This window comes from Microcoleus sp. LAD1_D5 (assembly GCF_036702115.1).
Lineage (GTDB): Bacteria > Cyanobacteriota > Cyanobacteriia > Cyanobacteriales > Microcoleaceae > Microcoleus.
Genome location: NZ_JAUBSA010000064.1, coordinates 16,365 through 36,315, shown reverse-complemented (window position 1 = coordinate 36,315; position 19,951 = coordinate 16,365). Strand labels below are relative to the sequence as shown.

Sequence of the window (19,951 nt, the reverse complement as noted above, 5' to 3'; positions counted from 1 at the left end):
GCTTCTGTGATTTATTGCGTAAGCGTTGCTTGCCGTAGGCGTCGCATCCCTCTTTAAAAACTGTCCGGAGTATTGGTTTAACAGATATATTTTCTGGTGGGGCGGGCAAGATGCCCGCCCTGGAAACATCCGCCGATGCCTGTTCCACAACTGATGAATTTTGTTGTGGGGCGGGCATCTTGCCCGCCCTGGAAAAATCCCCAACCAGAGGGGTAGGACCGCTGAAACCGCTTAAGTATTGTTTCCAAAATGTTTCTGCTTTCGAGATGTCTGGCTGCTGCCTCCACTCGATGCAATCTCGATCGCAACGGGGCGGTTGTAATTCTAATGGTCGATCGGCACACAGGGATTAGTACAAGGTAAAAACTTCTTGCAAAACAGTTATTGCAGAGGTACTGTCAAGCAAAATGTGGTGATAAGTCCAGATGAGTTTGTACTCGGTTTCCGCAACTCGGAACCAAGCCAAACGCATCAGCGGGGGTTGAGTGAGGTCAAAGCCTTGCAGGCGATCGGCTTCCAAATAGGTTTCGAGTTGGTTGGTGCGATCGCCCTCCGACAAATTGCGCCAGTCTTGTTCAACGCTTGGCAGTTCAACTTGTTGGTGTAATGTTTGCAAGGGAACTTCTTCACCTGACCAACAAAAACTCGTTCTCAAGATTGGATGCCGCTGCACTATTTGCTGCCACGCTTTGAGGAAAGCTGAAACATTCAAATTTTCGCGGATGCTACAGATCGCTTGTTCGATGTCTATCCCTGATTGTTGACCCGAAAGGCTGTCGAACAACATCCCCTGCTGTATCGGTGAAAGTTGATAGGAAGATTCACTATCAGTGGTTGCGGATTGCGGGCGATCGTCTGCTGGCAATGACATATTTATATGTAAGTATTGAGGGAAAAGACTTTTGAGTAACTGTATGTGGATTTTCAAGGCTTTTTTAAGTAACTATTCATCCCCAAGCACGGTAAAATAATCGATGCGTGCATCTGACATACTATTTTGTTTTTGGCTGTAATATTTTATCACCTCAGCCGAGGTTAACTCAAACTCTACCGCCCTGTAAAGTATATATGATACATTTTACGGGTAGCGCCACCTCATAGCATTTCCCGTTCAGCAACCGTGTATTTCCACAGCCTGTAAATATGAAAGTTGCTTAATATTCTGTTGACGATCAACTTTCTTCTCTCAATTATAACTAAAGCCTTCAACATCTGCTATAACAGGCTGACATCCGCACTCAACAGCAATGATTTGCATCCTGTCTGCTGGCAATCGCTGCGCTAGATTAGCTACAGCCAACCTCAACCTTTAAAGAAAGCTATGGGATACTTTATTGCTGCGATCGTCCTCGCAATGTTAATTTTAGCTAGGTTTTAGATTGTCCAAACAATCCGTAATATCAATTCCGGTAGCATCGGAATAGTAAAATCCAGTCAACAGTCAACAATTCCCGATGGTGCAACCGGACTCGATCTAATTCATCTGCGTTAATCTGTGTTTATCTGCCCTCATCTGCGGTTTGAAAAAGAGAATGTATTAACCGCAGATGACAAGGGATTGACGCTGATTCACGCAGAGGTCGAGAATAGAGATAGGAATAATTCCGATGGTAACAGATTTGATATAATTGGGAAACGAATCCTGGAGAAACCACCAGCAAAATTTAAGCTGAAATGATCGAAGAAACATAGGGAGCATCCCGATTTTGCAAAAAGCAAAAATATTAAACTGCAAATTTACCATTCAAGTAGGCACAACGAAGTTGTAAAATTTGAGAAACACTTTCAGATTTCCACGCTTGCTCCTGAAATTTTTAGCCTTCTACCTATTTGCTTGACGGCTAATTCTACCGCTCCCGAACCAATAGAGCCTGGTTGCAATTTTTGACAAGTTTTATCATAGTCCACAAGGCGAAGATGGTGTTTTTTGAGGTAAGCTGTTGCGCATTTAAATTGCATATTCGAGGCGGACGGGACACCCCACTCATTGTTTAATTGTTTTTGGACATACAATTTAAATGCCGCAACAGCTTATTATATGTACATGGAATCTGCTGTATCAAATACGAAAAGTGTACATTGGGATTTATGGTTGGGGGAGGGCGGGTTTTAGAGATTGTCAATGATTGGCAAATATTCTATGTGAAACCCGCCCCTAGCAAATCACTTTTACAAAACTCGCAACGTGCTAGCAATACTATGGACTGCTTCCATCGCGCGAATTTCATCGAGTGCTTGTTGAAAATTACCTTCCCTAACATCGTGAGTCACGACGACAATTTCTGCTAAATCGCCGTGAATTCCCGTCTGCACAACTGATTCTAAACTAACTTTGTGGTTGCCGAAACAAGTGCCGAGTTTGCCAATTACCCCCGGAGTATCGCGCGTCAGAAAACGGGCGTAAAAGCGAGTAACAAGTTCCTGCATCGGAGCAATTTTGCAGTAGTGTTGGTGACTGCAACTCAGCAAAGGATGAGGAGTCGGAACAGCTTGGCTTTTCAGGATGGCCGCCACATTTATAATGTCGGATACTACGGCGCTAGCTGTGGGGCCTGCACCCGCGCCGCGGCCATACAGCATCAATTGCCCGATCGGCTCTCCTTCGACTAAAATTGCATTGTAAACCCCGTTAACACTCGCCAGCGGATGAGTTTTCGGCACAAAACTCGGATGCACTCGAATTGACAGCAGTTCGCTTTCTCCCTCCGCTTGCTTACCATTGTAGCCGGAGGTTTCTTGAGCAATAGCCAACAATTTAATCACAAATCCCAGCTTGTCGGCGTAGTCAATATCCGCCGCACTAACTTTTCTAATACCTTCGCAGTGAACATCGGCTAATTTGATGCGTCCGCCAAAAGCTAGCGAGGCTAAAATAGCAATTTTATCGGCCGCATCTAATCCATCTACATCTGCTGTGGGGTCAGCTTCAGCATAACCTAATTGCTGAGCGTCGGCGAGCACTTCGGCAAAGTCTGCGCCTTCTGTTTGCATCCGCGTCAGGATGTAATTAGTTGTGCCGTTGACGATGCCGGTGACAGTTTGAATGCGGTTTGCACCTAAGGATTGTTTGAGGCTTTGAATGACCGGAATGCCGCCGCCGACAGCAGCTTCTAGCATTACGTAAACGCCTTTTTTGTTGGCGGCCTCGAAGATTTCATTCCCGTAGCGGGCGATAACTGCTTTGTTGGCAGTGACGACGTGCTTGCCGCTGCCAATAGCTTGCAGAATGAGCGATCGCGCCGGTTCCAATCCGCCAATCAATTCTACTACAATATCAATTTCCGGGTCAGTTGCGATCGCTTCTAGGTCAGTTGTCAGCACATTTTCTGGCAATTGTAAAGACCGAGTTCGAGAAATATCGCGCACTCCCACCCGATAGATTTCCAATTCCTGCAACAGTGGATGGCGGCCATCTGGGGAGAGCAAAATCTCTGCTGTTCCCGCGCCAACTGTACCCAAACCTAACAAACCAATTTTGAAAGCCACGACTTTGACCCGTAGAAACTCAATTAAGCCACAACCATTGTAGGCTATTCCCGTACCGGAGCAATCAAAATAGTATTGTAGGGTACGCATTCCCTACCTTATATCAAATCCGTTAGCATCGGAATAGTAAATTCGAGTTCACTGTTCACTGTTGACTGTTGACTGTTCACGGCGTCAACAGTCAACATCATAAGGAGTGTAACCGGAAATGATATTACCAGTCGGATATAATTGCCCTAAAAACAAATGTAGGGCGAGCAATGCCCACCCTACAAATCAGATTAAATCAGGTAACACATTAATAAGTTTCAACGTGCCAACGGTGTTCTTTCTTCAACTGTTTCTGATAGCCAGCCCAGTCAACACCGTACTTGCTAGACGCCGCAGACATTCCTTCATCTATTCCGCCTTCCATACCCTTCAAACCGCAGATATAAGTGTGAGTATTCGGCTTTTGAACCAATTCCCACAATTGCTCAGCGTTTTCTTGAATCCGGTTTTGAATGTACATCTTGCCGCCGTCAGCATTCTTTTGCTCGCGGCTGATGGCATAAGTCAAGCGGAAATTATCGGGGAACTCGCGCTGCAATTGCTCCAACTCTTCCTTATAGAGAATGTTGGGAGTGTAAGCAACTCCCAAGAACAGCCAAGCTAAACCTTTGAATTTGTAATCGGGATTGTTTTCTTTAAACATCCGCCACAAATAAGCCCGGAAAGGAGCAATTCCCGTACCGGTACCCATCATAATAATGGTGGCTTCTTCGTCGTCGGGCAACAGCATTTCCTTGCCTACGGGGCCGGTGATTTTGACATCATCTCCAGGTTGCAAACCGGTGAGAAAAGTTGAACAAACGCCGAACACTTGTTCGCCAGTTTCCGGGCTTTTGTACTCTAGGCGGCGGACGCACAGAGAGACTGTTTTGTCGTCGAGGTGGTCGCCGTGACGGGTGGAGGCGATCGAGTAAAGCCGAATTTTGTGAGGTTTGCCGTTTTTATCCGTCCCATCGGGAATAATCCCGATACTTTGACCTTCGAGATAGTGCAAATTGCCTCCCGAAATGTCAAAAGTGACGTGGCGGACTGTGCCTTCGCCGCCTTCTCTGACTAATTCTTCTGTAGAAATGCACTTACCAATATAGGGATTGGCCGGTTTGTAGAGGTTAACAGGAACCTGAACTTTTTCCTTTGCTTGAGTCATGGGCTTAGTTTTTTCTCCAGATTTCTGACTCTGTAGCCCTGCTTCTGGTGCGACTTTGCCATTAGTTTCGGGAGCGCTGTTTGAGGGGCGGATGCTGACAATTCTTCCACCCATGCGAGCAATCCTACGCATTTCCTGATTCATGCGATCGTAGGGCACGGAGATAAATACGCTGCCGCTACGGCGAATCGGGTTACTTGTTTGGTCAGTTGCTTGGCTCTGACGCATACCCTCTACTTCGTAAACAAAGATGCGGCTGCCTGATTCTGAGTTGGCCGCTACACCAGATATGGTTGGGCTGTACATTTGTTGCTTGTCCTTCACGATACAGAGTTATAAAGAAAGAGAATGTGACGTTAGACTCAATTTACTTTTTTCTTAAGGCCATCTGGACTAATTGGTCGCGCCAATCTTTAGGCCTCGCCTGTAGGTGGGAGTGTCAAGTTGCGATCGCTCGCGTCTGGAATTCCCAATTAGCCGAACGCCGCGCTCGCCGAGCCCGGCTGCGTTCAGGTGTTGACCTATAGCTATTGTTGTCTGCGTACTGGCAATATTTTACCCGATCGGGGGATCGGCCCCGATAAGTCCTTCTGATTTGGGGATTCCGGGAGAGGGTTCGAGGGGGAGGGTTTGAGGGAGAGGGTTCGAGGATTTGACTCTTTGGGGAATACGGGATTGAAATATACAATTTGTTAAAGGCAGTACAGCCTAAAGGAGGATTTCACCAGTTAATGAGGTTGAGCTTGTAGGGGGCGGACGCATTCTGGTAAGATTAACCACTAAAGTTAGTATTAATTACTTGCGTTGAAGATTGATTGGGTCTTGCCGGGCAGGCAGTCAACTGACTGCTGTATGCTGGTGAGAACTCGATCCTCTCGGGGTAGCAAAGCAGCACAAAGCCTGCTTGCCGCTACCTGCGGGCTGAAATTTTGTGGAATCTAGACTTGAGTTAGTTAGTAAACAGTGATTTTGTTAGAGGGAAACTATGACAAGTAAGCCGGATCGCGTGGTTTTAATTGGCGTTGCCGGAGATTCCGGATGCGGAAAATCTACTTTTTTACGCCGATTGACAGATTTGTTCGGGGAAGATTTCGTGACTGTAATCTGCCTCGACGACTATCACAGTCTCGATCGCAAGCAGCGCAAGGAAACAGGGATTACAGCCCTTGACCCTAGAGCCAACAATTTTGACCTGATGGCCGAGCAAATGAAGGCTCTCAAAGAAGGTCATGCGATCGACAAGCCGATCTACAACCACGAAACCGGTATGATCGACCCGCCCGAAAGGGTTGAGCCGAATCACGTGATTGTGATTGAAGGGCTGCATCCGCTGTACGACGAGCGAGTTCGATCGCTCCTCGACTTCAGCGTCTACCTCGACATCAGCGACGAGGTAAAAATTGCTTGGAAAATCCAGCGCGACATGGCGGAACGGGGCCACCGTTACGAAGACGTGCTGTTTGCGATCAATGCTCGCAAACCGGATTTTACCGCCTACATCGACCCGCAAAAGCAATATGCTGATGTGGTAATTCAAGTGTTGCCGACCAACTTGATCAAAGATGACAAAGAGCGGAAGGTTCTGCGCGTGCAGATGATCCAGCGCGAAGGCGTCGCCAATTTTGAGCCTGCGTATTTGTTTGACGAAGGTTCAACAATTAACTGGGTTCCTTGCGGCCGCAAGCTGACTTGTTCCTATCCCGGAATTAAGATGTACTACGGGCCCGATGCTTTCTACGGTCACGAAGTCTCGATTTTAGAAGTAGATGGTCAATTCGAGAATCTCGAAGAAGTTATTTACATCGAAAGCCATTTGAGCAAGACTTCTGCCAAGTATGAAGGCGAGTTAACTCACCTGTTACTCCAGCACCGCGAATATCCTGGTTCCAACAATGGAACTGGTTTGTTCCAAGTGTTAGTCGGATTGAAGATGCGGGCGACTTACGAGAAGTTGACTGCAAAAGAAGCAAAAGTGGCTGTTAGTGTTTAGAACGCAGACATGAAAGATTTGGGAGGCGCAATTGCGCCTCTTTTTTTGTGGAGAAATGAACCGCAGAGGGCGCAGAGGGCGCAGAGTAGAGTTAGGGCAGGGTGTTTGAAAGTAGAGAGGTTAAGAAGGTTTTTCCGGCTTGATTGAGGTCGCTATCTAGGGAAAAAGTTAGACTGCGAACTCGGATATCGCCAATTTGTTGGTCTTTGGACGCTTTGAGAGTTTGAGGGTAGATGAGAATTGCATTTTTACAGTTTAGTAGCGTTGCGTAGGTAACGACTTGATTACGATCCGTATTGTCTACTTTATCGGGAGCTTTGTATTTTGTATCGAGGACGTACAGGATTTCATTTGTTTCACTATCGCCTAGGAGTAAGTCAATCCGATCGAAATAGTTTTGGTCATGTATGACTCGGTGTTGTTGTTTGACAAAAAAGCCTTTTGGTGTATTTGCTTTGAGCCATTCAGCGACAAATTGTTCATATAAATTAGCCATGTCTATGAGAAAAGGGAGCATTTCGCGATCGCCTGTTTCGTGACTGGGCCCTGTGTTATCTAAAAAGAATCGACATAAGGCGTGTAAAAGTTGATAATCTTGATTCAAACGGTGATAATTTCTATCAATACAAGCTTCTGATTTAAAATGTTTTAAGGTAACAAATCCTTGGAGTGCGTGAAAGGCTTTTCGCACAGTGGATGAAACAGATTCACGGCACAAACCGCTGCGGCCAATGATGAATAGTGTCCAAGCGAGTATTTGATTGTCTTCGATGTCACCTGTTTGTTCGTTATAGTGGCATTTTAGTTTAACATCCCAAGGTTTTTGCAGGGCTGACCGCAAATCGACGCGACCGCGAATGGAGGCGAGTCTTTCGGTTTTTGATAAGTAATCGCGATATAATCCTTTGCGACAGCGTTCTAGAATTTTTTGGGCAAGAATGTTAGCTAATCTCTCGTAACTTTGTTCTAAAAATTGGCACTGAATCGCTCCTTGGGGAAATTTTATCTTAAGTTTGTAGGCATACTCAAGCATTCCGAAGAGGTTGTTTATGGAAACCTTGGGGCGGATGGCGATGTGAAATTCTGGAGTGATTGGAATGTTGCCCACTCTGCCTTTAGATTTTAAGTGCCATTGATATTTTGTTTTAAAGTTGGGAAATTCTATCTCGATTTCCTTTGCATAATTATGGTATATTTTCTGTCCTACTGATTCGGGGATTGAGTCGGGTTCAAACGTTGCTAATTGATATTCTGTAAGTCCGATAATTCGGCGGGATTCTGGTTTCATAATTGTGGTGGATGCAGTAACGCCCTCGTATCGGCGTTAATGACGGCGTTAGATTGTCAATAGCCCAACTTTTTCTTAATTTTATCCCAGATAAACTCATCCATTTTGGCCTGGTTATCAAAGAAGTATTCTTCGAGGTATGGCTCAATTTCCATTTGCCAAATGTCTTTTATAATATCTTCATTTAATGGGTTGGTTAAAAAGAAGGAGATGCCTAGTTCATAATGTTTGTTGTTAATGGCCTGATTGACATCTTCTAGAATGCTAGTTAATTTATCAACTGAAAAACCTGTTTCCTCTCTGTGGTGATACTGTCGCAGCACTTCATAGTTTGGATAGACCGGAATGAATGCGAAGCGGCGGCGGAGTGCGTTATCGACTAAGGCAATAGAACGGTCTGCTGTATTCATTGTGCCGATAATGCGGACATTTTTAGGGATTCTAAGTTCTTCGCCACTGGCTAATTTAACGGTGCGATCGCGATCGTCAAGCAAATACATTAACTCTCCAAATACCTGAGATAAATTTGCACGATTAATTTCATCAATAATGAGAACGCAAGTGCCTTGACAAGACTCAGCTTTTTTGCAAAATCCGATGAATCTACCGGGAACTATGGGATAGGTCAATTGCCCATCTTGACTTTGCGGGCGGATGCCTTGAATGAAGTCTTCATAGGTATAAGCTGGATGAAATTGGATAATGCCTGAGAAACCGTCACCACAACCGATTAAATGTTTGGCTAGTTTTTCGGCAATGAAAGTTTTTCCGGTTCCGGGCGGGCCTTGTAATATGGCTTGTTTCTTGCGGTGGATAGCCTGTATCCATATCTTGAGTTCTGTTTCGTTCAAGCCAGTTTCTTCCGTACAGTTGGATAGAGTATATTTTGGATTTAGCTTTGATTCATTGACTAAGGAATACAAGGGGTCATTGATAGCCATCTTTTGAGCGTCTAAAGTTGCTAACAAAATTAGATCTATATGATTTATAAAAAATTGTGCTATTTGATGGCTTAACTGACTGGTAGATAGGTTAATTAATTCATTTTTTGTAATAAAACACTCAGTGTTTGATACATCTAGTATATCATGTTTTTCTTGGTTTTTGATAATAACTTCTTGGAGTTCATCAGGTTTGGTTTGCAAAACATTAAGAAAAATTGAACGATAGATTTCTTTGGAATAGCCAAAGGTAATATAATTACGATTAAGGCGGATATAGCAAAGTTTAAAATAGCCAAATTCTTTCTCTAATTCAGCTTCATTCCATTTTGCATCTCCCGGTAGAGCTGAAAGTTGTAATGGTAGTTTGGCTGACACTAAATAGCAAAGTCTATTGAACGGTTCTTCTACATATTCAACTAATTTAGCGTAATTTATATAAGTTGGAAAAAGCGAGGATTTAGTTTTATCTTCCCACTTTGTTATCCATTCAAAAGTTGACTGTGAAAACAGGTATTTAGGAGATATAGTGTCATATTTCATATTTCTAAATCTGTTTGTTTGAAAATCCTGGTGGTCTTGATTAATCATAGGTTTTATCTCTTCTTCTATATCGATCATTTCACCTTGAAAGTAATGAACTAATGTGAGTGCAGCTTTTCTAACCTCATCACCCTCTATTTCTTCCCATTTTTCAGTAATCATATCTATTTTTATTAGCTCATTTATAGCTTCAGTCTCAGCTTGGTCAAATGTGTCATCATTCTCATATAAATCATAATCTAACTGCATACTTTCAATGCTTTTTTGAATAGAGTCAGATAACCTTAATCTACTCCCAAAATGTTCTATTAAGATTGCTACTACCTCTCGATTCACATTGTCAATCGAGTTAAATATTTCTCTGTTAAATTCATATTCGCAATTATCGGCAGTAGTTTTATTTCTATTATCTTCATCTATTATTTGTTGTAAATTGCATATATGAATTCCGCTGAAATCAGCAATATCCAAAAATAAATCATAACCAACAATGTCTAATCCGCTATATTCAGCATATAAATAAAAAAGAGATATACAGTAAAGTAATGCCTGAAAGTATTCAGTTTGAGTGGAATAATTAACCCTTCCTGATTTCACCAATAATTTCCACGCATTCTTCAGCCATTCTAAGACTCTAAACTTTGCTATTTCTTCGATGTATTCATCAGTTAATCCCCATGTATATTCAGGAATAAGTCGCTCAAATAATTCATAAAAATCCAGAAACTCACCTATCATAGATTTCATTCTATCTTCTATCTCAGACCAGGTAATAACATTTGTATTATTCATATTTAATCCTCGATAATTGAATCCGGCGATCGCGACTAATAACGGGTACATTAAGATACAAAGCAGTAGCAGCAATAATGCGATCGGGCAAATCGGGAATTTGCGATCGGTCAACTTGCCTTAAAGTCAAAGCTATATTGCGATCGAAAGGAATTTCAACCAATAAGGCATCATCGCTCTCAACTTCTCTCAATAATAGATCGAGAGTAGTTGAATTAATCCGCCCTCACTCGCTCAGATAGACAACTTCTGCTAATGTAATTGATGAAAAAGCCACCTGATTTCCCTGGGCAGCTATCTCTTCTATGGTCGTTCTAGCAGTCACCGAAAGTCGTGAATCAGCAAAGATATACCAGATAACAGCATGAGTATCCGCTACAGCACGCAGCATTAGAAATCCTCCCTTGGGAAATTCGCCCATTCTTCCCTCCGAACTTCATCTATATCAGCGGCAGAGGGTGCAATTCCCAAGTCAGCACATAAACCCCACAATGATTTGCGGGGAGTCGGCCCAACAACTAATTCTCGTTCTATTTCAGGAACAATCCACTTAATCAATCGTAACTTTTCGGCTAGAGACAAGTGCTTAACAAGATTGAAAACCGCCTCAAAAGTCATGTTTTTTATGTTTCAATTGGTGATTGATGTAATTGTAGCATTTTGGCTGCCAAGCACAGCATCACCAGGTTTGGGTTGAGAAGATTCGTTTACCACGGTTCCCGGAAAATTTAAACTTGTGTCGAAATTATCTAAACGTGCTATATTCAACTCCGTAAACCCTGAACTGCGCTTTCAGGTAATGCAAATTTATAAACGAGTCAACTGAATGCTCTCTACTTTCAAGAAATTAGCTTCAATTGCAATCATCTTTGCCGCCCTAGAACTTTTACTTAACTCTCCCCCTTTCAGAGAAATAAAAAATTACATTGCAAATAGAGGCCCAGCAAGTGCTACCTTAGACAATGGAACTCTGCAGCAAAAATCCAGCAGCCCGCCTCCCGTACCTCCCAAAAAATCACCGGAGCAAACGTTCGATGTAGTAGTATATGGTGATGAAGTACCGGGGATATGTGCGGCGATATGGGCTAAGAAAACTTTAGGTGCAAAGGGCAAAGTTGCGATCGTGCGATCGAACTACGGAAGAGCACCTTTGGGCGGCTTACTCACCCGCGGCGGTTTAGCTTACATCGATTTAGATAAAATCCCCAATTGGCACCGCCAACCCTACGCCCAATGTTTTAAGGAATTCTTAGATAAAGCCAATGCGCGCGAATCTTGCTTAGACCCAAAAAGGGCAGATCAAGCTCTCAGGCAAATGCTTTCAGCAGCAAAAGTCAGAGTTATTTCTAACTCAACTCTTACTCCCCATGTCGTAGATAAAAAAATCGAATATGCGTCAGTAAAAGGCAGCACCTTAAGAATTAAAGCCAACTCTTTTATTGACGTAACTCAAGACGCGGAATTAGCTCGAAAAGCCGGATTATCTTATTATACAGGATATGAATCTCAAAATATTAAATCCAAAAATGAAACTTTAGCAGTCTCTATAGTTCCGAGAATTACGGGTATAACAATGTCCGAATTCCGCAGCATAGAAGATGACATTCTATACAATCGGCCTTTGGTAAAAAAGATTAAAGAAAGCATTACAAAATCTAAAGATCCGGCTAGTACAAAATTCTGGATGAGGAATTTCTGGAGTACGATTTATCAGCCATATACAGATGGCTACGACATCCGAAGCGTAGCTATAGGTGCAGCATATCACATAGACAGAAACCTGCCCTTTAGCCAAAATAAAGGATTCTTTTTTGATAAGGGCAATGTCTGCGTTTATAACAAAAATGTGCTGTCCTGGAACGGGTTTCTGTTTAAATACCAAGTTCCCCAAATCATGAAGATGGAAGCTAACGGCAGAAAACCGACTCCTGAGATGATTAAAGAAATGTCACATCTCCAACACTGGTTACAAAAGAAGTCTGGTAAAGATGTGAGAGTATTTATTCCAGACGAGATTTATATCAGGCACACTTTGAACGTTCGCGATGTGGTAGATCCGCTGACGGGGAAGGAGATTATCAAAGGGGGAACAGCAGCGTCCAAGTCGATCGGCAGTTTTTCCTACGATTTCGATATGCGGGGCGGAGTCAAGAATTTATCTGCGAGAATTCCGCCGCTACCAGTCTATAATTTCGGGATAGAAAGCGCTTTAGCTAGCAAAGTGAAGAATTTAGCCATTGTGGGGCGATCGTCCGGTTATGTCGGTATGGCTGTATCCGTCGGGCGAATAGCGACGGTGAATATTTATCAAGGACAAGGTGTGGGCGTGGCGGCTGGTTTGGCTAGCAAGTTCGGCGTGCCACTGAATTCGATTACTTCGGCTGAAACGAAAAAAACTCTGGAGACTTTAACGGGGAAAACGACGTATTTGTCGGGCAGAGATACGAGTTATGGGGTGGATTATAAGGAGGTGAAGTAATGGAGGTATAGCAGTCGCCCGTGTTGCTATACGATGTTAAACCCGCCTACAAACTACAAACTTTTGTTTGAGTTTGAGAACAAAAAACGCAATTCCTGGAGTTTGATAACTGTTATTCATTGCGATTCTTAATTATGCAAGTTGTTTTACCAGTAGGACTAATGCAAAAAAACGGTAGATCTGCAAAATCGTGGCTTTCTCCGAGAGAATGCGGGTTTTGGATTAGGGATTTCTGTCAAATAAGATATTAAAAGGATTTTACCACTGAAGATGTCGAAACCTCATATTCGACGGCGCAAGATTCCCCAACTCTTAGATATCCTCTCGATCTTCGCTCTGCTGCTGCTCGTATTCTGTAATAATGTTCTGAATATCCTCTGCTGCAATATCGACTTGTTCGGATTTGGTGTAAAGGGTCAGCAAAATGATTCCCGTTGCTGTTTGAACGTAGTAAATTAAACGGTATCCACCACTTTTACCTTTTTGAGTGTCGCTATTTCGGACTCTCAACTTGAAGACTGCATAACCCACTCCAGCAATTCGATCTCCTGGCAGTTCTCCCCGTGTGAGTTGTTCGATAATGGGTTGAATATCATTGCGAATGCTGCGGTATTTTTTTGCAAGAGTGCGTAAATTGCGATTGAAGGTTGGTGAAACTATAACTTGAATTAAGGGCAAGTCAGTCATTTTCAATTCCTTCCCACATTTGAGCAACCGAAATGGTTTGCCCAGTCATGGCTTCGTGCCAAGCTTGCCGAAAATCTTGTAGAAGCGCTGCTTTAGATTGGCCTTCTCCGTCAATTTCTGAGGGTTCTGGAATACTAAAAGAATTAGCAGGAGGCATCTCTTGGATTTCTGCTGAGAAAACCTCTGGCAGATTATTTTGCGAAATGATTACCCCCTGACGTTGCTTTTGGCTTAGAAACTCTATAAAACTCGCAACTAATGCCAGATGTTCTGGAGAGAGTCGATCGAGCCATCGATCGATTTGATGTCGAAGTGCTGCTACATTCATAATGCCATCAAACCTTTTAATTTTACCTTCATTTTAACGTAAACCCGCCCCGCCTTGAATATCGGTCTTCCCTCTGCCTCTGACGCGGATGCGCTTCAAAACTCTTCTCCTCCCTTCTATGGCACAATCTTAAATAAGATCAAACTCTCAAGCCACCATGACCGCAAACCTACCCCCCCAATACGACCCCCAAGCCACCGAAGCCAAATGGCAAAAATACTGGGAAGACAACCAAACCTTCAAAGCTGACCCAGAAGCCGGCGGCGAACCTTACTGCGTCGTCATCCCGCCGCCCAACGTCACCGGCAGCCTCCACATGGGACACGCTTTTGAAGAGACGCTGATTGATGTCCTCGTCCGCTATCACCGCATGACTGGACGCAATACCCTGTGGTTGCCGGGAACGGATCATGCTAGCATCGCTGTTCAAACTATTCTCGAAAAGCAACTCAAAGCAGAAGGCAAAACTCGCCACGATTTAGGCAGAGAAAAATTCTTGGAACGGGCCTGGGAGTGGAAAGCTGAATCGGGCAATACTATTACTAATCAATTACGCAGTTTGGGCGTGTCTGTCGATTGGTCGCGCGAACGCTTTACGATGGATGAAGGCTTATCCGCTGCGGTTTTAGAAGCGTTTGTCCGCCTGTACGATGAGGGGCTGATTTATCGCGGCAATTACCTGGTGAATTGGTGTCCGGCTAGTCAGTCTGCTGTGTCGGATTTGGAGGTAGACCAGCAGGAAGTTGACGGCCATTTGTGGCATTTCCGCTATCCTTTGACGGATGGTTCTGGTTATTTGGAGGTGGCGACGACTCGGCCGGAAACGATGTTGGGCGATACTGGGGTGGCGGTGAATCCACAGGACGATCGCTACCAACATCTTATCGGTAAAACTGTCACTTTGCCGATCGTAAATCGCGAAATTCCAATCATTGCTGATGAGTTTGTCGATCCGACTTTTGGAACTGGTTGTGTCAAGGTGACTCCCGCCCACGATCCAAATGACTTCGAGATGGGTAAGCGTCACAATTTGCCGTTTATTAACATTATGAATAAGGACGGCACTTTAAATGAAAATGCCGGAGAGTTCCAGGGACAAGACCGATTTGTTGCCAGAAAGAATGTGGTGCAGCGGTTAGAAACAGACGGGGTTTTGGTTAAAATAGAAGATTATAAGCATACAGTTCCCTACAGCGAACGCGGCAAAGTTGCGGTCGAACCTTTGATATCTACGCAATGGTTTGTCAAGATAGATCCTCTTTCTCAACGGGCTTTAGAAGCATTAGATCAAAGTAACTCACCAGTCTTTGTTCCTGACAGATGGACAAAGGTTTATCGCGATTGGTTGGTGAAGCTGAAGGATTGGTGTATCTCCCGACAATTGTGGTGGGGACACCAAATCCCAGCTTGGTATGCTGTTAGCGAAACCCAAGGAGAAATTACTGATACAACACCTTTTATAGTTGCGAAAACAGAAGCTGAAGCTAGGGAAAAAGCTACGGCTAAATTTGGTAATGACGTGCAGTTAGCAAGAGATCCAGACGTATTGGATACTTGGTTTTCGTCTGGGTTGTGGCCCTTCTCAACTTTGGGATGGCCGGATGAAACTAAAAATTTGGAGTTTTACTATCCGACAACTACTTTGGTAACAGGTTTTGATATCATCTTTTTCTGGGTGGCTAGAATGACGATGATGGCCGGACATTTTACTGAAAAGATGCCTTTTGATACTGTTTACATTCACGGTTTGGTGTTGGATGAAAACGGTCAGAAAATGTCTAAGAGTAAAAATAACGGTATCGACCCGCTGCTGTTGATTGGCAAGTACGGTACTGATGCTTTGCGCTACACTTTGGTAAAGGAAGTGGTTGGGGCCGGTCAAAATATTCGCATGGAGTACGATCGCAAAACTGATGAATCGAAATCAGTGGAAGCTTCGCGGAACTTCACGAATAAGTTGTGGAATGCGGCCAGGTTTGTGATGATGAATTTGGAGGGACAGACTCCGCAACAATTGGGAAGCCCTTCTGTTGAAGGTGGTATGGAATTGTGCGATCGCTGGATTCTGTCTCGCTATTATCAAGTTGTGCAACAAAGCCGCAATTGTTTGGAAAATTACGGTTTGGGGGAAGCGGCGAAGGGACTTTATGAGTTTATTTGGGGCGATTTCTGTGACTGGTATATTGAGTTAGTCAAATCTCGCTTGCAGCAGGATGCTGAACCAAATTCTAAGAAAGTGGCACAGCAAACTTTTGCTTTTGTGTTGGAAGGGATTCTGAAACTACTGCATCCTTTTATGCCACACATTACTGAGGAGATTTGGCACACTCTGACTCAAACAGGTGACGATCGATGTTTGGCTTTGCAAGCTTATCCTGAAGCGGATGTCTCGCTAATTGATGCTGAATTGGAACAGCAGTTTGAGTTATTGTTTGGTACAATTCGCACTATTCGCAATTTGCGGGCAGATGCTGATATCAAACCCAGTGTGAAGGTGACGGCGATTTTGCAAAGCGAAAGCGAGAAAGAACGCCACATCATCTCAGATGGAGGTGTTTACATTCAGGATTTGGCAAAAGTCGAAAATCTGACAGTTACTGCTAGTGTGGATGCAGATTTGGGACAGACAATTGCTGGGGTTGTCGGTACTGTGCAAGTATTGATTCCTCTGGCTGGGGTGGTTGATTTGGCGGCTTTGCGTGCTAAATTAGAGAAGAAGTTGAGCAAGGTGGAAGCTGAAATTAAGCATACTGCGGCGCGCTTGACTAATCAGAAGTTTGTGGATAAGGCGACTCCTGATGTGGTTCAGGGGGCTAGGGATGCTTTGGCGGAAGCGGAAAAACAAGCGGAAATTTTGCGCGATCGGCTAAAGGTGTTTTAATAGTTGACTGTTGACTGTTGACTGTGGCCGGGGCGGGTTTACGAGATAGTTAGTTTCAGGCATATATTGTTGGTAAAACCCGCCCCTACGAGATCGTAAATCATACAATTACCAATAACCAACAGCACGACACGGAATGCACGGATACACGGATAGCTGTTTTTACCAATTACCAGTTACCAGTTACGAATAACTAATAACTAATAACTAATAACCCTTATGCTATATTTAGCAAAAGTACAAAATCAGGAAAATTTAGGCGAGATAAGTCTGCAATTGCTGGCTTGCCAAAATTCGGATCATACTTGGGCTATTCTTAGTGAAGAAAGTTTTTTGACATTACCGAACGATTTTGCTCAAAATCACATTAACTCTGCAACTAATGTTTTAAATGAAGGAATGCTAGTATTAACAAATGTTGACGAAAATAGCCAGGTTTTGCATATTCAAGCAGCTACAAACTGGGTAGTACAATTAGTAGAGAAATATTTAACAACAGGCTTTACTCCCGATTTTTTGCAGCAAGAAGCCCAGAAAGCAGAAGATTGGAGGCAATCTCTCACTTTGCAGAGTCAAGAATTGTCTCGCCGCTTGATTGAAGTTGAAGCCCGCCGAGAACAAATTCAAAATTTAGAAGCAAAACTCCAGCAGGAAAAGCAATTGTTAGAAAGTTCGATCGCCCAATTGCAAATTCCGCCCGCTACTCCACTAATTTGACTTATAATTTGACTTAAATTAACACACCAAACGTAGGGACACGCCACTACCGCGTCCCCACAAACCTAATATGCAATTTGCTGGACATCATATAATTTGTAACTTGACAAATACGCCTTACCCGTTGCTGAATCGCCAGCAAAATTGCCTGCGGCTAAAGCACTTTTGACTTCATCCAAGCGGCGGGGAGACACAGCAGTTTCTGAGAATTGCTAACATAAGCCCGCTTCTGAAACACATCGTACTGATTGCGTTCGATCGCATTTAAGATTCTGCTGTACAGCATAGTAGCCGCCCAAACAGTCCAGCGGATATCGGGACTGAGCACTTTAATTCCCGGTTCGGCGCTGGCGTATAATTTGCGAGCTCGCTGAATTTGAAACCGCATCAATTCCCGCCAGCGGTTGTCAATTACACCGTTGAATAAATCTTCTTCGGTGTAGTTAAACAAGGCTAAGTCTTCTAAGGGAAGGTAAATGCGGCCGCGGCGGGCGTCTTCTCCGACATCGCGCAGAATATTAGTCAACTGCTTGGCAATACCCAGGGCTATCGCTTCTTCTTTGGGAATTCTACTCCCCCAGTGCCAATTCCAGTTAGCAGCGGAGCTCGATTCGCCTACACCCATGACAGACATCGACATCAGCCCTACAGTACCCGCTACTCGATAACAGTAAAGATTGAGCTCTTCAAAAGTTTCGTAGCGGCTGCGGTACAAGTCCATTTGCTGGCCCGCAATCATCTCTCGAAACGGCTGAATGTCGATCGGGAAACGAGACAGCGTATCCACCAAAGCTACGTCGTAGTCGTCGTGAGGATGGCCGGCAAACACAGATTCTAGGCGTTTTTCCCACAGATTGAGGGTTTCAGGGGTCGTTGCATCAGAACCAGGCCCGTCTACGAGTTCGTCGGTGCGGCGGCACCAGACGTAAATCGCCCAAATCGCCCGACGCTTGGCTTCGGGCATGAGTTGAGTGCCTAAATAAAAATTTTTGGCATAACTCGCCGTGACTTGGCGGCACAGTTCGTAGGAGTCATCCACAGAAGCCAGAGTTCTCATGCACTGGAGTTTTGACAGTTGCAGCATCCGAGAATAAGAAATTTAAAGATTAGAATTGACACTCCCCCGTTTAGAAAACGGGAGATTTTTTACGTCTTTATGAAAAATTCTTAATTTTTCATTGGTTATGGGCCGTTGAAATAGCCTGCGCTGTCAGCTTACCAGAAAGCACGGCACCTTCCATACTTGCAAGATAACGCTGCATCGTATAATCCCCCGTTAGATAGAAATTGCTAATGGGAGTTGTTTGTGTGGGACGGCACTGCTGGCGTCCGGGGGTGGCTTTGTAGACGGAACGAGGGGTTTTGACTACGTGATATTTGAGCAGTTTGGCTGGTTCTGGGATTTGATCGGGAAAGAGTTTTTCTAACTCGACCATTGTCGCTGCGACGATATCTTCGTCCGATTTGCCTATCCAGTCTTTGGCCGGTGCTAAAACCAGTTCCAGCATGGATTTGTCTGGGTTGGCATATTCGCGGCAGGTGTTGCTCATGTCGGCGTAGACGCTTAGCAGGGGCGATCGCGAGAACAGCAAATGGTCGATATCTGTTAATTTGCGATCGAACCACAAGTGTACATTAATGACGGGTACTCCCTCCAAGCCTTCGAGCTGTTTGAAATAATCCATTTCGCCCCAAGGTTTCGGCATCATCAACTTCAGCGGGTCAACCGGCATCGCGGAGACGTAAATATCGGCCGTCAGAATTTCTGACTCTGCCCCTTTTACTCCCCGAATGTGGAAGCCGCGCACCGTGTTGTCATCGTTGAGCAAAAACTCTTTGATGGGTGCATTCAGCCGTAATTCACCGCCGCGCTCAGTTATGTAGTCTACCATCGGCTGACACAACCTCTCTGTGGGGGAACCGTCTAAAAAGGCCATTTTCGAGCCGTTTTTCTCTTGCAAGAAGCGGTTGAGGGCTGTCAGCAGTATGGTTGCGGATATTTCGTGGGGGTCGATGAAGTTGAGCGCCTTGGACATGGCGATAAATACTTCTTTTTCCACTCTGGGGGGGACGTTTTGCTTTTTGAGCCAGTCGGAAAACGAGTATTTGTCCATTGCTTCGACGTATTTTTGACCCTGAAGCATCGCCGGAATCAAACCTATACCGAAGCGGATTTTTTCGGGCCAAGTGAGCATATCGTTGTTGCTCAAGATGGCTGCAACGCCGTTGAAGGGGGCGGGAAGGTCGGGAAAGTCAAAGCGGGAATAGGTTCCGGGGGTTTCCGGCTGATTGAAAATCATCGAGTGTTCTTTCCATTGCAGCCGGTCTTCAATGTCAAGTTCTTTGAAGAGTTGGAGCATATTCGGGTATGCACCGAAGAAGATGTGGAGGCCGGTTTCATACCAGTCGCCATCTGCATCTTTCCAGGCGGCGACTTTGCCGCCGAGTACGTCCCGACTTTCTAGGAGGATGGGGGTGTGGCCCGCGTCGGTAAGATATTTAGCGCAGGAAAGTCCTGCTAAGCCTGCTCCGGCGATCGCAACTCGCATTTGATACTACTTGGCCTCTGTGTTCGCTTCGGTTTAATTATACTTTACAACTCGTTACATTTTTTTGGGAAA

At 44.4% G+C, this 19,951-nt stretch carries 17 protein-coding genes and 1 pseudogene; 5 read left to right on the top strand and 13 right to left on the bottom strand.

Annotated elements, in window-relative coordinates; translation table 11 throughout:
• Positions 1–349 precede the first annotated feature (349 nt).
• The 4 genes and pseudogenes from QUA70_RS22235 to petH all read right to left on the bottom strand — a co-directional run bounded on the left by QUA70_RS22235 (position 350) and on the right by petH (position 4,990).
• Positions 350–871, bottom strand: a complete 522-nt coding sequence (locus tag QUA70_RS22235; RefSeq protein WP_333331163.1) for a condensation domain-containing protein — start codon at positions 869–871, stop codon at positions 350–352.
• 853 nt (positions 872–1,724) lie between these two features.
• Positions 1,725–1,956, bottom strand: a pseudogene (locus tag QUA70_RS22230) (ISKra4 family transposase); the annotation flags it as partial.
• A 213-nt stretch (positions 1,957–2,169) separates the two neighbouring features.
• Positions 2,170–3,486 carry a homoserine dehydrogenase gene (locus tag QUA70_RS22225; protein ID WP_333331281.1) on the bottom strand — a complete coding sequence of 439 codons (1,317 nt, stop codon included), beginning with the start codon at positions 3,484–3,486 and terminating at the stop codon, positions 2,170–2,172.
• A gap of 298 nt (positions 3,487–3,784) precedes the next feature.
• Positions 3,785–4,990 carry a ferredoxin--NADP reductase gene (gene petH, locus QUA70_RS22220; RefSeq protein WP_333331166.1) on the bottom strand — a complete coding sequence of 402 codons (1,206 nt, stop codon included), beginning with the start codon at positions 4,988–4,990 and terminating at the stop codon, positions 3,785–3,787.
• A 44-nt stretch (positions 4,991–5,034) separates the two neighbouring features.
• Between petH and QUA70_RS22215 the strand changes: the two genes are divergently transcribed.
• Complete coding sequence (locus tag QUA70_RS22215) at positions 5,035–5,211, top strand: hypothetical protein (protein WP_333331169.1); 177 nt, start codon at positions 5,035–5,037, stop codon at positions 5,209–5,211.
• Positions 5,212–5,669: 458 nt separating this feature from the next.
• Positions 5,670–6,674, top strand: coding sequence for a phosphoribulokinase (locus QUA70_RS22210; protein WP_333245322.1), 1,005 nt, complete (start codon positions 5,670–5,672; stop codon positions 6,672–6,674).
• 91 nt (positions 6,675–6,765) lie between these two features.
• On the opposite strand, the gene QUA70_RS22205 is transcribed toward QUA70_RS22210, so the two are convergent.
• Genes QUA70_RS22205 through QUA70_RS22185 form a run of 5 tightly spaced genes read right to left on the bottom strand, consistent with a single transcriptional unit; the run spans position 6,766 to position 10,856 of the window.
• On the bottom strand, positions 6,766–7,962 hold the full coding sequence (locus tag QUA70_RS22205) for a 5-methylcytosine restriction system specificity protein McrC (RefSeq protein ID WP_333349918.1): 1,197 nt from the start codon (positions 7,960–7,962) through the stop codon (positions 6,766–6,768).
• A 56-nt stretch (positions 7,963–8,018) separates the two neighbouring features.
• Positions 8,019–10,238, bottom strand: coding sequence for an AAA family ATPase (locus QUA70_RS22200; RefSeq protein ID WP_333349916.1), 2,220 nt, complete (start codon positions 10,236–10,238; stop codon positions 8,019–8,021).
• Complete coding sequence (locus QUA70_RS22195) at positions 10,231–10,431, bottom strand: PIN domain-containing protein (protein ID WP_333349914.1); 201 nt, start codon at positions 10,429–10,431, stop codon at positions 10,231–10,233. Before QUA70_RS22195 ends, QUA70_RS22200 begins: the two co-directional genes overlap by 8 nt.
• 33 nt (positions 10,432–10,464) lie before the next feature.
• Positions 10,465–10,629: a hypothetical protein gene (locus QUA70_RS22190; RefSeq protein WP_333349912.1), complete on the bottom strand. Its 165-nt coding sequence runs from the start codon at positions 10,627–10,629 to the stop codon at positions 10,465–10,467.
• A complete protein-coding gene (locus QUA70_RS22185; RefSeq protein WP_333349910.1) occupies positions 10,629–10,856 on the bottom strand; it encodes a hypothetical protein in 228 nt (75 codons plus the stop codon). Before QUA70_RS22185 ends, QUA70_RS22190 begins: the two co-directional genes overlap by 1 nt.
• 208 nt (positions 10,857–11,064) lie before the next feature.
• On the opposite strand from QUA70_RS22185, the gene QUA70_RS22180 reads away from it, so the two are divergent.
• Positions 11,065–12,717 carry an FAD-dependent oxidoreductase gene (locus tag QUA70_RS22180; RefSeq protein WP_333349908.1) on the top strand — a complete coding sequence of 551 codons (1,653 nt, stop codon included), beginning with the start codon at positions 11,065–11,067 and terminating at the stop codon, positions 12,715–12,717.
• Between the two features lie 312 nt (positions 12,718–13,029).
• Here QUA70_RS22180 and QUA70_RS22175 read toward each other — a convergent pair whose 3' ends face one another.
• Together QUA70_RS22175 and QUA70_RS22170 are read right to left on the bottom strand one after the other, a co-directional pair.
• On the bottom strand, positions 13,030–13,404 hold the full coding sequence (locus tag QUA70_RS22175; RefSeq protein ID WP_015179269.1) for a type II toxin-antitoxin system RelE family toxin: 375 nt from the start codon (positions 13,402–13,404) through the stop codon (positions 13,030–13,032).
• The gene (locus tag QUA70_RS22170; protein ID WP_333025783.1) at positions 13,397–13,732 is read right to left on the bottom strand and encodes a hypothetical protein; all 336 of its coding nucleotides are present in this window, start codon (positions 13,730–13,732) and stop codon (positions 13,397–13,399) included. Before QUA70_RS22170 ends, QUA70_RS22175 begins: the two co-directional genes overlap by 8 nt.
• Positions 13,733–13,889: 157 nt before the next feature.
• Between QUA70_RS22170 and QUA70_RS22165 the strand changes: the two genes are divergently transcribed.
• Both QUA70_RS22165 and QUA70_RS22160 read left to right on the top strand, forming a co-directional pair.
• Positions 13,890–16,613 carry a valine--tRNA ligase gene (locus QUA70_RS22165; protein WP_333349906.1) on the top strand — a complete coding sequence of 908 codons (2,724 nt, stop codon included), beginning with the start codon at positions 13,890–13,892 and terminating at the stop codon, positions 16,611–16,613.
• Between the two features lie 219 nt (positions 16,614–16,832).
• A complete protein-coding gene (locus tag QUA70_RS22160; protein ID WP_333349904.1) occupies positions 16,833–17,330 on the top strand; it encodes a hypothetical protein in 498 nt (165 codons plus the stop codon).
• Positions 17,331–17,484: 154 nt separating this feature from the next.
• On the opposite strand, the gene crtB is transcribed toward QUA70_RS22160, so the two are convergent.
• Both crtB and pds read right to left on the bottom strand, forming a co-directional pair.
• Entirely contained in the window at positions 17,485–18,414 is a 930-nt protein-coding gene (gene crtB, locus QUA70_RS22155; protein WP_333349902.1) for a 15-cis-phytoene synthase CrtB, read from the bottom strand.
• Between the two features lie 91 nt (positions 18,415–18,505).
• A complete protein-coding gene (gene pds, locus QUA70_RS22150) occupies positions 18,506–19,879 on the bottom strand; it encodes a 15-cis-phytoene desaturase (RefSeq protein ID WP_333331193.1) in 1,374 nt (457 codons plus the stop codon).
• Between the last annotated feature and the right edge of the window lie 72 nt (positions 19,880–19,951).

What these genes read in the sequence shown, in the direction of transcription:
- QUA70_RS22170 (WP_333025783.1), bottom strand. Translation starts at nt 13,732, where the DNA reads ATGAATGTAGCAGCACTTCGACATCAAATCGATCGATGGCTCGATCGA.
- QUA70_RS22175 (WP_015179269.1), bottom strand. Translation starts at nt 13,404, where the DNA reads ATGACTGACTTGCCCTTAATTCAAGTTATAGTTTCACCAACCTTCAAT.
- QUA70_RS22185 (WP_333349910.1), bottom strand. Translation starts at nt 10,856, where the DNA reads ATGACTTTTGAGGCGGTTTTCAATCTTGTTAAGCACTTGTCTCTAGCC.
- QUA70_RS22235 (WP_333331163.1), bottom strand. Translation starts at nt 871, where the DNA reads ATGTCATTGCCAGCAGACGATCGCCCGCAATCCGCAACCACTGATAGT.
- QUA70_RS22165 (WP_333349906.1), top strand. Translation starts at nt 13,890, where the DNA reads ATGACCGCAAACCTACCCCCCCAATACGACCCCCAAGCCACCGAAGCC.
- pds (WP_333331193.1), bottom strand. Translation starts at nt 19,879, where the DNA reads ATGCGAGTTGCGATCGCCGGAGCAGGCTTAGCAGGACTTTCCTGCGCT.
- QUA70_RS22160 (WP_333349904.1), top strand. Translation starts at nt 16,833, where the DNA reads ATGCTATATTTAGCAAAAGTACAAAATCAGGAAAATTTAGGCGAGATA.
- QUA70_RS22200 (WP_333349916.1), bottom strand. Translation starts at nt 10,238, where the DNA reads ATGAATAATACAAATGTTATTACCTGGTCTGAGATAGAAGATAGAATG.
- QUA70_RS22180 (WP_333349908.1), top strand. Translation starts at nt 11,065, where the DNA reads ATGCTCTCTACTTTCAAGAAATTAGCTTCAATTGCAATCATCTTTGCC.
- QUA70_RS22210 (WP_333245322.1), top strand. Translation starts at nt 5,670, where the DNA reads ATGACAAGTAAGCCGGATCGCGTGGTTTTAATTGGCGTTGCCGGAGAT.
- QUA70_RS22205 (WP_333349918.1), bottom strand. Translation starts at nt 7,962, where the DNA reads ATGAAACCAGAATCCCGCCGAATTATCGGACTTACAGAATATCAATTA.
- QUA70_RS22190 (WP_333349912.1), bottom strand. Translation starts at nt 10,629, where the DNA reads ATGCTGCGTGCTGTAGCGGATACTCATGCTGTTATCTGGTATATCTTT.
- crtB (WP_333349902.1), bottom strand. Translation starts at nt 18,414, where the DNA reads ATGCTGCAACTGTCAAAACTCCAGTGCATGAGAACTCTGGCTTCTGTG.
- petH (WP_333331166.1), bottom strand. Translation starts at nt 4,990, where the DNA reads ATGTACAGCCCAACCATATCTGGTGTAGCGGCCAACTCAGAATCAGGC.